The sequence below is a fragment of the Streptomyces sp. NRRL S-455 genome (assembly GCF_000717875.1).
Lineage (GTDB): Bacteria > Actinomycetota > Actinomycetes > Streptomycetales > Streptomycetaceae > Streptomyces.
Genome location: NZ_JOCT01000012.1, coordinates 118580 through 130980, shown reverse-complemented (window position 1 = coordinate 130980; position 12401 = coordinate 118580). Strand labels below are relative to the sequence as shown.

Annotated in this window: 9 protein-coding genes; 4 read left to right on the top strand and 5 right to left on the bottom strand. The window is 72.3% G+C overall.

The window, feature by feature from the left end; translation table 11 throughout:
• Positions 1 to 106: 106 nt before the first annotated feature.
• A complete protein-coding gene (locus IE97_RS0117755) occupies positions 107 to 1501 on the bottom strand; it encodes an MFS transporter (RefSeq protein ID WP_234310783.1) in 1395 nt (464 codons plus the stop codon).
• A 290-nt stretch (positions 1502 to 1791) separates the two neighbouring features.
• Between IE97_RS0117755 and IE97_RS0117750 the strand changes: the two genes are divergently transcribed.
• The 3 genes from IE97_RS0117750 to IE97_RS0117740 all read left to right on the top strand — a co-directional run bounded on the left by IE97_RS0117750 (position 1792) and on the right by IE97_RS0117740 (position 4737).
• Positions 1792 to 3111: a jacalin-like lectin gene (locus tag IE97_RS0117750; protein ID WP_030240568.1), complete on the top strand. Its 1320-nt coding sequence runs from the start codon at positions 1792 to 1794 to the stop codon at positions 3109 to 3111.
• A 71-nt stretch (positions 3112 to 3182) separates the two neighbouring features.
• Positions 3183 to 3773, top strand: a complete 591-nt coding sequence (locus IE97_RS0117745) for a TetR/AcrR family transcriptional regulator (protein ID WP_030240564.1) — start codon at positions 3183 to 3185, stop codon at positions 3771 to 3773.
• Entirely contained in the window at positions 3766 to 4737 is a 972-nt protein-coding gene (locus IE97_RS0117740) for a phosphotransferase (protein WP_030240562.1), read from the top strand. The genes IE97_RS0117745 and IE97_RS0117740 overlap by 8 nt, the downstream gene beginning before the upstream one ends.
• A gap of 13 nt (positions 4738 to 4750) precedes the next feature.
• Here the strand turns inward: IE97_RS0117740 and IE97_RS0117735 are convergent, their stop codons facing one another.
• From IE97_RS0117735 to IE97_RS0117720, 4 genes are all read right to left on the bottom strand, one after another.
• Positions 4751 to 5560 (bottom strand): isocitrate lyase/PEP mutase family protein, encoded by an 810-nt coding sequence (locus IE97_RS0117735; RefSeq protein ID WP_030240560.1) that lies wholly within the window; start codon positions 5558 to 5560, stop codon positions 4751 to 4753.
• A gap of 49 nt (positions 5561 to 5609) precedes the next feature.
• Positions 5610 to 7652 (bottom strand): PE-PGRS family protein, encoded by a 2043-nt coding sequence (locus IE97_RS0117730; RefSeq protein WP_234310784.1) that lies wholly within the window; start codon positions 7650 to 7652, stop codon positions 5610 to 5612.
• 21 nt (positions 7653 to 7673) lie between these two features.
• Positions 7674 to 9356 (bottom strand): DUF2264 domain-containing protein, encoded by a 1683-nt coding sequence (locus tag IE97_RS0117725; protein ID WP_030240553.1) that lies wholly within the window; start codon positions 9354 to 9356, stop codon positions 7674 to 7676.
• A 147-nt stretch (positions 9357 to 9503) separates the two neighbouring features.
• Complete coding sequence (locus tag IE97_RS0117720; RefSeq protein WP_030240551.1) at positions 9504 to 10547, bottom strand: rhamnogalacturonan acetylesterase; 1044 nt, start codon at positions 10545 to 10547, stop codon at positions 9504 to 9506.
• Positions 10548 to 10738: 191 nt separating this feature from the next.
• Between IE97_RS0117720 and IE97_RS0117715 the strand changes: the two genes are divergently transcribed.
• Positions 10739 to 12400: a rhamnogalacturonan lyase B N-terminal domain-containing protein gene (locus tag IE97_RS0117715; protein WP_030240548.1), complete on the top strand. Its 1662-nt coding sequence runs from the start codon at positions 10739 to 10741 to the stop codon at positions 12398 to 12400.
• Position 12401: the final 1 nt, after the last annotated feature.

The window sequence follows — 12401 nt, the reverse complement described above, 5'->3', positions numbered from 1 at the left end:
GCGGGGCATTCTCTCCACCTCCGGAGCAAGGCTGACGGTTCGAGCATCGCGTCGACCGGACGCCCCGGTGGAGGGGCCATAGGTCCCGGTCCGGATCCGACCGGCCCTATGGCGTGCGCGGGCCCGGGGCATCGGCGTGACTGGTGCCGATCGGTCCCGGTGCGTGATGATCATCGGTCCCGGTGCGTGATGATCGTGATTCAGGGCCGGCCCGGCCGCTGCCCGACCCCCGGATCGGGGTGAGCAGGGCCGTCGCCGCCAGCAGGACGCACGTCGCTCCGGCGGCCAGGGCGACCGGTGCCGTGCCCTGTTCCTCCGCGGCCCAGGTGAGGAGGGCCGCGCCGACGGGGGCCGCCGCGTACTGCAGGGTCCAGAAGGCGGAGGTGACCCGGCCCAGGAGGTGTTCGGGGGTGACCTCCTGACGGAGCGACATCGAGCAGGTGCCCGCCATGCCCGCGCAGGCGAGGAAGGCGGCGCTCAGTGCCCCGACGACGGGCACGTCACGGGCCCAGCCGAGGCCGGCGAAGGCCACTCCGCACACCGCGACCGAGCCCGTCCAGGTCGGCCCGAAGCCGAGACGACGGCGGACCCGGGCCACCAGCAGGGCGCCGGTGATGGTGCCGAGCGCGCCGAGTGCCATGACGGTGCCGACCGTGCCGTCGTCGTGGCCGAGGTCGTGCTTGAGGTGGTAGATGACCAGGTCGTTCAGGCCGAGCGTGAGGAAACTGAAGCCGAACAGCAGGGCGGTGAGCGAGCGCAGCACCGGATGGCCGTAGAGGAAGGCGATGCCGGTGCGCAGGTCCCGCCACAGCCCCTGGCGCTCGCCCGTCCGCTCGTCGCCGGCCGCGCGCGTCCGGAACCGTACGAAGAACAGGCACGCCGCCGACACCCCGAAGCTGGCCGCGTCCACGCCCACCGCCGCGGCCGGTCCGGACCAGGCGGTGACCAGACCCGCGCACAGCGGCCCGAAGACGCCCGCCGCGGCTGCGGTGGCGTTGAGCCGGCCGTTGGCCTCGGTGAGCCGCTCCGTACCCACCAGGCCGCGCACGACGGTGACGTAGCCGACCGCGAACAGCATGCCGACGGCCTCGCACAGCGGCAGCACCACGTACAGCAGCCAGATCTGCGGGCCGAGCAGCCACACCAGGGGGATCGCCCCGTACAGGCCCATGCGCACCAGGTCGCAGCCGATGAGCAGCCGGCGCCGGTCCACCCGGTCCACCACCGCCCCGGCGAACACCGCCGCCACGACCGCCGCCGCCCCGCCGACCGCGGTCAGCAGCCCCATCCGCGCGACCGAACCGGTGGCGTCCAGAACCAGCAGGGGCAGGGCGATGAGCGCGAAGGAGTCGCCGAGCACGGAGAGGGTCTGCGCGAGCCAGAAGATCCCGAAGTCACGCTGCCGCCACAGCGGACGGGTGCCGAGCAGGCTCTCGTCGACGGTGTCCGCGAGGGTGCCGCCGCCGGGATCGTCCTCGTGCCGCGCCGTCTCGTGGGTCATGCCGTGCGTGCCTTCTGCGGCGTCTGCGCCCCTCGCACCCGTGCTGCCCGTGCGGCCCGTAAGTTCCGTACCGTCCGACGGTCCGTCATGACGCCTCCCCCGCGTCCCGGTTCCCCGGCAACCATACGGCCCCCGCGGCGACCGCTGGTCCAGAACCTGCCGCGGCACGCCTGACGCCGGGGCGTTGCCCCCTGTTTTCCCGAAGGCCCTTGCGCCACAGGGGTGTTGCCCCCGAACCTGAGCACCGTTCACCTTCCCCCCGCTCGCTCCCCCGACCGGAGACGCCCCCCATGAAGAGACTGATCGGCACCCTCATGGCCACCGCACTGGCCGTCACGGGCCTCGCCGCCACCTCCGCGACGCCCGCCGCCGCCGCGGACTCCGGCTCCTTCAACGTGCTCACCTACAACGTCGCGGGCCTCCCCGAGGGCCTGAGTTCCGGCAGTCCGGCGAAGAACACCCCGCTGATCTCCCCCCGCCTCGGGGCGTACGACATCGTCAACGTGCAGGAGGACTTCAACTACCACGCCGCCCTGTACGCGGGCGACGACCACCCCCACCGCACCGCGACCAGCGGCGGAGTCCCCTTCGGGGACGGCCTCAACACCCTCTCGGACCATCCCTTCGAGGACTTCCAGCGGGTGAAGTGGAACAACTGCACCGGCACCAACTGCCTGACCCCCAAGGGCTTCTCGCTGGCGCGGGTACGGCTCGCGGAGGGTGTCTTCGTCGACCTCTACAACGTGCACACGAACGCGGACTCGACGGACGACGCGCTCGCCGCCCGCCGGGCCAACATCGAGCAGCTCTCCGACTTCATCCAGGCCAACTCCGCGGGCAACGCGGTGATCGTCATGGGCGACACGAACACGAGGTACACCCGCGCCGGCGACAACATCCGCACACTCCTGACCGAGAACGGCCTGACCGACGCGTGGGTCCAGCGGGTGAAGGGCGGGAAGCCCCCGGCCCAGGGCAGTGACCCGCTCCTCTGTTCCACCACGGCACCCGCCCAGGACTGCGAGGTCGTGGACAAGGTCCTCTACCGGGGCAGCAGGCTGCTGAGCCTGAACGCGACGCGCTACCACAACGACTGGGCGTCCTTCCTGGACTCGGCCGGCAACAACCTCTCCGACCACTTCCCGCACACGGTCGACTTCTCGTACACGCTCAACTCCGCCCTGCGGGCGAGCGACTTCTTCGGCGGCCCGCACGGCACGGCCTTCAACGACGCGGACGACCTGCCGGCGACCCCCGCTCCCCGCACCCTCACGCTGCGCGGCAGCGCCCGCCTGGACGCGGTGTCCCTCACCCACGACGGCGGTACGACCCTCACCCACGGCGGCACGGGCGGCACGGCGGCGTCCCTGACGCTGGCCCCGGGAGAGCACCTGATCTCGGTGAAACTGACACAGGGCAAGAAGGACGGCCGCACCCGCCTGTTCTCGGCGGCGTTCACGACCGACGCGGGACGGACGGTGTCCGCCGGTACGGCCACGTCCGACGCGAAGACCTTCACGGCCCCGGCCGGCCGGCAGATCGTCGGGTTCACGGGTCGCGCGGGCGACGAGGTCGACAAGCTGGGGGTGATGTACGCGCCGATCCGCTGAGGCCCGTACTAGGCTCTCTCCCTCTCTCCGCCCACGACACGGCACCGTCCGAGAGGTAGCCCCGAGAACCCATGCCCAGAGCCGGCCTCACCCCCGACCGTCTCGTCGCCGCCGCGGCCGACCTCGCCGACGAGGCCGGCTTCGAGCGTGTCACCCTGTCCGCCCTGGCACGCCGCTTCGGGGTGAAGGACGCGAGTCTCTACTCGCACGTCAGGAACCTGCAGGACCTCCGCACCCGTATGGCCCTCCTCGCGGGCGGCGAGATGATCGACAGGATCGCGGCGGCGGTCGAGGGGAGGGAACCCGGCCGGGACACGCTCGGCGCCTTCGCCGGCGCCTACCGGGCCTACGCCCTGGAGCACCCCGGCCGCTACGCCGCGACCCAGATCCCCGTCGATCAGACCCTCGTCACCGGCTCCCCCGCGATGCGCCGCACGGCCGAGGTCACCTACGGCATGCTCCGCGCCTACGGCCTGGAGGAACCCGACCTCACCGACGCGGTACGCCTGCTGCGCAGCACCTTCCACGGCTACTGCGCCCTGGAGTCGACCGGCGCCTTCGGCGCGTCCCGTGACGTACAAGTGTCCTGGGACAGGGCGATCGACGCCCTGCACGTACTGCTGCAGAACTGGCCCGGCGAGGGGACGACAACCGATGCATGACGCAGCCGACTCCCTAGCGGAGACATACGCCCTCGGGCCCGGCCCCTGGACCATGACCCCGGTCACCCGGGGGGCCCTGGGCCAGATCTGGAAGCTCTCCGGGAACGGATCCTCGTGGGCCGTGAAGGAGCTCCTCTTCGGCTGCGACGAGACGCAGGTCGGCCGGGAGGCCGCGTTACGGGACGCCGCGGCGGACCTGGGCATCGTCTCGCCCCGGCTCCACACCGACCGGCACGGCGCCCACGTCTGCCGTCCCGGCTCCTCCGGCGGGTCGTCCGTGAAGCTTTACGACTGGGTCGAGGGCACCACGGCAGACGCCTCCGACCCCGGCATCCTGGACTGGTTCGGACGGACCATGGCGCTGCTCCACCAGGCCGGTGACGGCACCGTCGAGACGCCGGGCGACTGGTACGAGCGGTGCCCCGATGACGCCGACTGGGAGGACGTGCTCAAGAAGGTGCGGGACGCCGGCCTGCCGTGGGCGGAGGAGCTCGGCCGCTTCGTCGCCACGTCCGCGCCGCAGCTGGCCCACTGGGTGACACCGTCGGCCCCGGGCGGCCTCGTGACCTCGCACCTCGACCTGCAGCCCCAGAACGTCCTGGTCGGCCCGGACGGCCCGGTCCTCCTCGACTGGGACAACGCCGGGCCCGTCTCGGCGGAGCGGGAGTTCGCGCGGGCCGTGTTCGTCTGGTCGGGCGGCAACGAGGTGAACGCCGACGCCGCCCGGCGCCTGACCCGGGCCTACCGCGGTGCCGGAGGCCGGGCCGTCGTCACGGGCCCGGAGTCGTTCTCGATGCTCTTCGCCACAGCTCTGAACTACATCCACGTGCAGGCCGAGACGGCCGTCGATCCCGCCGTGACCGCCGCACAGCGCGAGTTCGCGGGCGAGCAGGTGGTCACCTGCCTGCGCGACGTGCCGGACCTGGCCGCGGTGTCACTGCTGGTCGCCGCGCTCGACGTCTGACGGCCCTCGTCGTCTACTGGCCGTCGTCCGCCGCCGGGACGAGACCCGCCACCTCCCCGTACGACGGTGCCGCACCACTCGGCGTCCGGCCCGCCCCGATGTCCGCCATCGCCTCCAGGGCCGCGCCCAGCGCCCGTCGGTACAGCAGCGAGCCGACGCTGATACGACGTACGCCGGCCTCGGTGAGATGGGCGATCGACGGACCGCCCGGCGAGTAGAGGACGTTGAGGGGGGTGTCCAGCCGGCGTACCAGGGTGGCGATCACCCGCAGGTCGGTGAGGCCGGGGACGAACACCCCGTCCGCACCCGCCTGCCGGTACGCGTCAAGGCGGGCGAGGGTTTCCGCGGCGTCACCTTCGCGGCGCCAGTAGGTGTCGGTGCGAGCGTTGACGAACAGGCCCGGAGCGGCCCTCTTGACCGCGGTGATCTTCGCCGCCAGCCGGTCGACGGGCCCGCAGCCGTCCTCCAGGTTGATGCCGGCGACCCCGACGGCGTACAGCTCCCGCGCGAACTCCGCCACCTCGTCCGCGTCCTCGCTGAAGCCCTCCTCGGCGTCGACGGACAGCAGGAACGGCCCGGACCCGAGGGCGAAGGCCAGCCGGAGCGTCTCCTCACGGGTCGCCGCCACCGCGTCCGGCAGACCCGCGACGGCGGCGACGCCCAGGCTGGTCGTGGCGATCGCCCGGTATCCCCGTGCCGCCAGTATCCGCGCCGACGCGCAGTCCCAGGCGTTGGGCAGAAGGAGCGGCTCGTCGGCACGGTGGAGGTCGGCGAAGGTGGTGGCCGTCCCCACGGTCTGTCGCTGCTTCGGGTGTGCGCTCATGAGCCCACGCTAGGTCCGGGTCGCTTCGGCCCCGACCGAAGTACGTGCGTCAGCGAACCTCCCCCGGTGCGCTCGAGCATGCCCCGGAGACCCGTCCCGGGCCGGTGGGCGGCGCCCCCTCCACGTGCTCGACCATCCGGCGCATGACCTCCACGGGCAGCGCCCGGCTCTCGGCAGCCGTGTCCGCGGTGCGGGTGTCCCGCAGCAGTCGGGCCAGGACGCGGGCCGGCAGCCGGGGATGGACCGTGGCGGCGTTCCGGATGTGCTCGTGGGCGTCTTCGGTCAGCCGCGCGGCGGCCGCGGGCGGCAGCCGGGGGTCGTACACCGCCCGGCACCGCACCTCGGCACTGGGATCCCTGCTGAGTCGCTCCACCACGTCAGGTGTGGAGTCCGGATCGTCGAGGGCCAGCCGGCGCATCCGCGGGTTCGGGTCGTCCACGTAGCGCAAGAGGTCACTGCGGGGGAAGTGGGGATGACTCCGTGGGCGGTCCGGGACGGTGAGACTGCCGGTCCACCACTGCCACACCCGCAGGAGCATGTCCGCGGGTGCGTCGTCACAGCACTCAGCGAGGAAGAGCTGTACGACACGGTCGTCGTCGCGGGCGAGGCGTGCGACCACGTCCGCCGGGAGGCGCCGGGCCCTGGCGACGCTCCTGCGGACGAGTGGGTGGGCGGAGGCGGACAGGCGGCGCATCGCCTCGTCGTCGTGGTGAAGGGCCTCGACCCAGTCGAGCGTGTGGTAGTGGACGCCGGGGTCGAAGTCGATGCGGATGCCCGCCCGTTGCGTTTCGGTGAGGTCGGCCCGCGTCGACACGGCGAAGCGGACGCCGTCGTCGGGGTCGTCGCCCAGGAGGGCGACCAGGTCCGGGTCCAGGCGGGGGTTCCGGGCGAGGGCGAGGCGTTCGGACCGTCCGCCGTGCCGGGCCAGGTGTGCGGCCAGCTCGCGCTCCAGGCGGCAGCTCTCGAGTGCGTCGGGCTCGAGGTCCCGGGCCTCGTACACCGCCCGGGGCAGGGGATGCTCCCGGTGGTGCAGCAACCGGGCCTGCGCGCGCACCTCGCCCGCCGGGTCGCCCAGCAGGGCCGTGCGTCCGGCGGCGTCGAGGTGCGGCCAGGCCGAGGGGCAGGCCGCCGCGCGCACGGTCGCCTCGGGGTCGGCGGCCAGAGCGACCAGCAGGGAGGGGGGAAGGTTCCGGTGCCGGGCGGCCTCGGCCCGCACCCGCGCGGACGGGTCGGTGGCGAGCTCGCGGTAGCTGTCCTCAGTGAGCTCAGCCCGGCGGTCCGCGGCCACCATGGCGAGGATCCAACGGTGCCGCTCGTCATGCTCGCCACGGATCAGCCGAGCCCACTGATCGGGTGTCACGTCCGGCTGGAACTCGGCCGCGAGCTCCCTGAGCTTCCAGTCCGGGTGGGCCAGCACCGCGTCCACGACGTCCGCCGGCAGGGGGCTGTACAGGACGTAGGGGTCTTTCTCCATGAGCCGGACGCGCAGGTCCAGGGGCGCGGCCCGATTGCGCGCGAGTCCGCGGGCCCAGGCGGCCAGCAGTTTCTCCGTCGGCGCGGGCCCCGCGAAGAGTGACGCCCAGGCGTCCGCCCGCTCCTGCGGCGTCTCCCGGCCGGCTGCCCGGGCCTCGTCCTCCTGCCGCTCCTTGAGCCGGTTCTCGGCGATCAGCCAGACGTCGTACTCCTCTGTCGTCGCCGCCACCAGCGCACCGCCGTCCATCGACAGCGTGACGAACTCCGGCTGCCCGGGCCGCTCGCCCAGGACGGCCGCGAGACGCCAGGAGTCGGTGAGCCGGACCCGGGTCCAGAACTCGCTCACGGCGTGCGTCCAGTTCCCGGCCACCGAGATCAGGAACGTCCCGTCCCCGGCGAGGACGCCCGCCTCGGACGCCAGCCGGTGCCACTGCCGGTCGACCTCGTCGGCCAGGTCGGACCGCTCCGAGCGCACGGACACGGCAGGCTCGGTCCCGAACGCGATCACCCGGCGCCACGCGGACCGGGGCGGCAGCACCTCCTCCACCCGCCAGTCGCCCACGATCTCCAGTCCGGCCCGCCGCAGCAGGACGGCGAACTCGTCTCTCCCACCCGTCATGGCCGCCATACTGCCCGGTACTCAGGTGACGTTCACACCGGAATCGTCGAGGCGGACCCTCACTTCGGGGCCGCCGTCCCAGCGGACCGTCAGCTCCCCGTCGTCGGACCCGGTGACGGCGACGGCCTCCGCCAGTGGAACGGGGTCCGTCTCCGCCGTCAGCCGGGCCAGGGCGACGAAGAGGGTGGCGTTCTCGGTGGTGGAGCCGGTGAGGGTCTCGTCCAGGCCGATCACGGGCAGGAGTTCCGCCCGGACACCCTCCGTCGCCGGCCAGCCGGTCACCCGCACCAGCGTGCCCGGTTCGGCCTCCGACACCCAGTGGGCCCGCACCTCCGCCGCTCCCCGGGCCAGCACGACGCTCGTCACCCGTGCTCCCCCGGCCGCCGTGTGCCGCGAGGCCGCCCAGCCCTCGCCGGCGCCCAGCGGTTCGATGTCCGTGCGGCTCGGATCCTCCCCCACGAACACGCTGTTGTCGTGCGACGGGGCCGGAGCCGTCACGGTCGAGTAGGCCAGCCGCGTGTAGTACGGGTCGTAGCGGACGTCCTCGCTGCCGTGGTTGTGCAGGCGGACCACGCCGTCGGAACGGGTGGACTGGAGCAGCCAGTTGGGCGGGCCGACCGGGGTGACGGCGTCCGTGCGCTCGACTGGGCCGGGCTCCTCCTCAGCCGTCCACACCTCGTGATCGGCCGGCAGGAGCAGGCCGAGGAAACCCTTGCTCGCCCAGTACGGGGAGGCCGGGCCCGAGTAGCCCTGGAGGACGGACTCGTCGGGGCCGAGCCAGCCCAGGGTGAGCAGGCCCCGGTCGTCGACCGCGCCCCGGTCCAGGAAGTAGCGCAGGGCTCCGGAGGCGAGGCGCCGGGTCTCGCCCGGCGTCAAGGGGGTACGGCCGGTCAGCGTGCCCAGCCACAGCGGGGCCGTCGTCGCGAAGCGGTAGGTCAGGGAGCGCCCCTGGTGCATGGGCGCGCCGTCACCGCCGAACAGGCGGGCGTAGTCGGAGAGGTGGCGCGACAGGCGGTCGCCGTACAGCTCCAGCAGCCGTTCGTCCCGCTCCAGCCAGGCGTGGAGCACGGGGTACAGGTGCATCGCCCAGCCGTTGTAGTAGTCGAACTTGCGGCCGTCGCCGTCGGTGTACCAGCCGTCGCCCACGTACCACTGCTCGATGCGCTCCAGGCCGCGGTCGATCGCCGTGCGGGACGCGTCCGGCCGGTGGCCGATCTCGGCGAGGAAGCCGCCCACCGTGACCGGGAACAGCTCCCAGTTGCAGGGCCAGGGTTCGGCGGTGAGCGCGTCGCCGAGCCAGTCGGCCGCCCGCTGCCGTACACCGTCGTCCAGCCGGTCCCAGAGCAGGTCCCTGGTCAGGCGCAGGGCCAGGGCGATCGACGCCGCCTCCACCAGCGGCTGGCTGCGGTCCCCGATGCGGGGCCAGACGCCCGAGACTCCGGCGGCGAGGCCGTCGGCGTAGCGCTCCAGGGCCTTCTCGTCGCGGCGGAAGGCGGCCAGCAGCAGGGTGCGGGCGTAGCCCTCCAGGCCGTCGGAGAGGCGGCCCGACCAGCTGGTGCGGTCGCCGGGCAGGTGGTACAGCGCGCGGTCCCGCGTCGCGTACGGTTCGACGGCGGTGAGCAGGGTGTCCGCCGCCGCCTCCCAGTGGGCGCGGGTGTAGCCGGTGAACGGGGACGTGGTGCGGTCGGCGGGAGGCAGCTGCATCGGTTCTCTCTCGTGCTCAAAGACTTCGTACTCAAAGCTCTCGTGCTCAAAGCTTCGTACTCAAAGGCTTCGCGGCCGGGACGTCCGGGACGGCCGGAGCAGGTGGAACCTGGAGCGCCCCGGTTCCGGTCGGGGCGCCCCAGGGGTTCATTCGACCCGCACCTTGCTCTTCGGCACTAGACGCCGGGTGACGAGTTCGTCGCGGACCAGGCCCGCGTAGACCGTGGCTCCGCGCACGGAGGTGTGCGTGTTGTCCCGCGCCTCGTTGTAGAGGTACAGAGCCTTCGAGGCTTCCACGCCCAGCGACTCGACGAGTGCCTTCGTCTTCGCGGTCAGGTCGATCAGCGGGACCCCCCGCGCGGCGGCGACGGCGCGTGTGACCGCCGGGTGGTCGACGCCCAGCCCGTTGACCAGGAGCGCGGTTCCGTTGTTCAGCGTGCCGTCGGAGTTGAACCAGCGCCGCACGATGGGAGTGACAAGGACCGGCTGTCCGCCCCGCTCCCGGACTCCCGCCACCAGGCTCTCGAGGTTGGCCCGGTAGGTGGCCTCGTCCGTGGTCTTGTCGTTGTGGGCGAGCTGGACGAGGACCAGGTCGCCGGGGCGGATCAGGGGCCGTACGGTGGCCCACAGCCTCGGGTTCCCCAGATAGGAGACCGTACTCTCGCCGGAATCGGCGTAGTTGGCGACGGAGAGGCCCTTGGCGAGGTACTGGGGCAGTTGCTGGCCCCAGCCGGAGTAGGGGTCGCCGGGCTGGTCGCAGACGGTGGAGTCACCGACCAGGAAGATCTGTCGGGGGTGCCGGGCCGGGGTGACCCTGATGTCGGCGAGGGCGGGGGCCGTGCCGCCGATCCGCAGGTCGAGGCCGGGGGTTCCGTCGGGGCCGGTGGGCTCGCCCTCGGGAGTGCGGACGTTCACGGTGAAACTGCGGGTGACGCGCTTGCCCGCAGCCGCTGCCGTCTCGGGAAGCAGGGAGCGGCGGGTCTCACCGCTGACGCTCGTGCTGGAGGCGGCGTCTCCGCCGAGGGTGACCCGCACGTCGTAGGTGCCCGGCGGGACGTCGAAGTGGCAGGTGCCGGCGGTGCACTGCGCGAGGCCCGGGGACGGCCGGCCCGTGTGGGCCTGGGCCGGCACGGACGACAACGCGGTACCCAGGGTCACCGCCGCCATGACGGCGATGCTGAAACGTCTCACTCGGCGCTCCTCCCGGCGGACGACAAGACATGGACCTGGACCGTACCGCGCTTGACAAGCGCTTTCTAGACCTTGAGCGGCTTTACCGAGATCCCGAGCCACACACGAGCGAAAGCCCTTTCGCAAAATCGATTCAACTGTCACCCTCGCTCCCACCCGCACTTCCCCCCACCTCCCGGAGGAGGCACCCCATGTCCGGATCCGCGAACAGACCGGTCGGCCGCCGCACCTTCGTCCTCGGCGCCACCGCGGCAGCCGGCACCGCCCTCACCGGCACGGCGCACGCCGCCGGCTTCGGCTGGACCGACGACGGGTCGAACTACGTCGTCGACACCGGCGCCCAGCTGGTCTTCAAGGTCAGCAAATCCACCGGCGATCTGACCTCCCTGGTCTACCGGGGCACGGAGTACCAGGGCTACGGAGGCATGAACTCGCACATCGAGTCCGGCCTCGGCACGTCCACCGTCGGGATCAGGCAGTCCGGTCCGACGATCCTCGTCTCCGTCACGCACGGCACACTGAAGCACTACTACGCCGCCCGCAGCGGCGAGAACAACGTCTACCTGTGGACCAACAAGGCCGACGCGTCCGTCTCGGCGACCCGGTACATCGTGCGCGTGAGGAAGGGCGCGTTCCTCAACGACGAGCCCGACTCCTACACGTACGCGCCGACCACCATCGAGGCGTCGGACGTGTTCCGGAAGTCCGACGGGCAGACCCGCTCCAAGCACTACTCCCGGCGGCGCGTCATGGACTACGACTACATCGGCTGGTCCGCCGGAGGGGTCGGTCTGTGGGTCGTACGCAGCAATCACGAGAAGGCCTCCGGGGGCCCCTTCTACCGCTCCCTGCTGCGCCACCAGAGCGCGGACGGCGGCGGACTGTACGAGATCCTCTACTACGGACAGAACCAGACCGAGGCGCAGCGCTTCGGCCTGCAGGGCCCGTACGTCATCGCCTTCACGGACGGCGGTGCGCCCTCCTCGTCGCTGTTCCCGGGGACGCTGACCACCCCGTGGGCCGACTCGCTCGGCATCTCGGGGTACGTGCCGGCGAGCGGCCGGGGCAAGGTCGCGGGCGTCGGGATCTCCGGCCGGAACACGGCGTACCCGTACACGGTCGGGCTGGCCAACGCGGCGGCGCAGTACTGGGGTTCGGCGCGGGCTTCGGACGGCTGGTTCTCCATCCCGGGTGTGCTGCCGGGGACGTACGCGCTGACCGTCTTCAAGGGCGAACTGGCGGTGTACACCACGTCGGTGAGCGTGTCGGCGGGTGGCACCACCACCCTGAACACGATCGCGATCCCGTCGTCCAACGACCCGTCCAACGCGAGCGCGATCTGGCGGATCGGGGACTGGAACGGCACGCCGGCCGGATTCAAGAACGCGGACCTGATGACGTACGCGCATCCGTCCGACGCGCGGGCCGCGTCCTGGACCGGGAACGTGGTGGTCGGCAACGGCGAGACGGCGGCCTTCCCCTGCTACCTCTGGAAGGACGTCAACAGCGGGATCCTGGTGTACTTCCGGCTGACGGCGGCCCAGGCGGCCGCCGCGCACACCCTGCGCATCGGCGTCACGACGGCCTACGCGAACGGCCGCCCCCAGGTCACCGTCAACGACACCTGGACCTCGGCGATCCCCTCCCCGCCCACTCAGCCCAACACCCGTTCTCTGACCAACGGTTCCTACCGCGGCAACAACCACACGTTCACGTACACCGTCCCGGCGTCCGCCTGGAAGACGGACGCCGGTCAGTACAACGTGCTCAGGATCGACGTGGTGAGCGGGTCGGGGGCGGCCGGCTTCCTCAGCGCCGGGACCGCGATCGACGCGATCGACCTCCTGGCCTGAG

What these genes read in the sequence shown, in the direction of transcription:
- IE97_RS0117755 (WP_234310783.1), bottom strand. Translation starts at nt 1,501, where the DNA reads ATGACCCACGAGACGGCGCGGCACGAGGACGATCCCGGCGGCGGCACC.
- IE97_RS0117750 (WP_030240568.1), top strand. Translation starts at nt 1,792, where the DNA reads ATGAAGAGACTGATCGGCACCCTCATGGCCACCGCACTGGCCGTCACG.
- IE97_RS0117745 (WP_030240564.1), top strand. Translation starts at nt 3,183, where the DNA reads ATGCCCAGAGCCGGCCTCACCCCCGACCGTCTCGTCGCCGCCGCGGCC.
- IE97_RS0117740 (WP_030240562.1), top strand. Translation starts at nt 3,766, where the DNA reads ATGCATGACGCAGCCGACTCCCTAGCGGAGACATACGCCCTCGGGCCC.
- IE97_RS0117735 (WP_030240560.1), bottom strand. Translation starts at nt 5,560, where the DNA reads ATGAGCGCACACCCGAAGCAGCGACAGACCGTGGGGACGGCCACCACC.
- IE97_RS0117730 (WP_234310784.1), bottom strand. Translation starts at nt 7,652, where the DNA reads ATGACGGGTGGGAGAGACGAGTTCGCCGTCCTGCTGCGGCGGGCCGGA.
- IE97_RS0117725 (WP_030240553.1), bottom strand. Translation starts at nt 9,356, where the DNA reads ATGCAGCTGCCTCCCGCCGACCGCACCACGTCCCCGTTCACCGGCTAC.
- IE97_RS0117715 (WP_030240548.1), top strand. Translation starts at nt 10,739, where the DNA reads ATGTCCGGATCCGCGAACAGACCGGTCGGCCGCCGCACCTTCGTCCTC.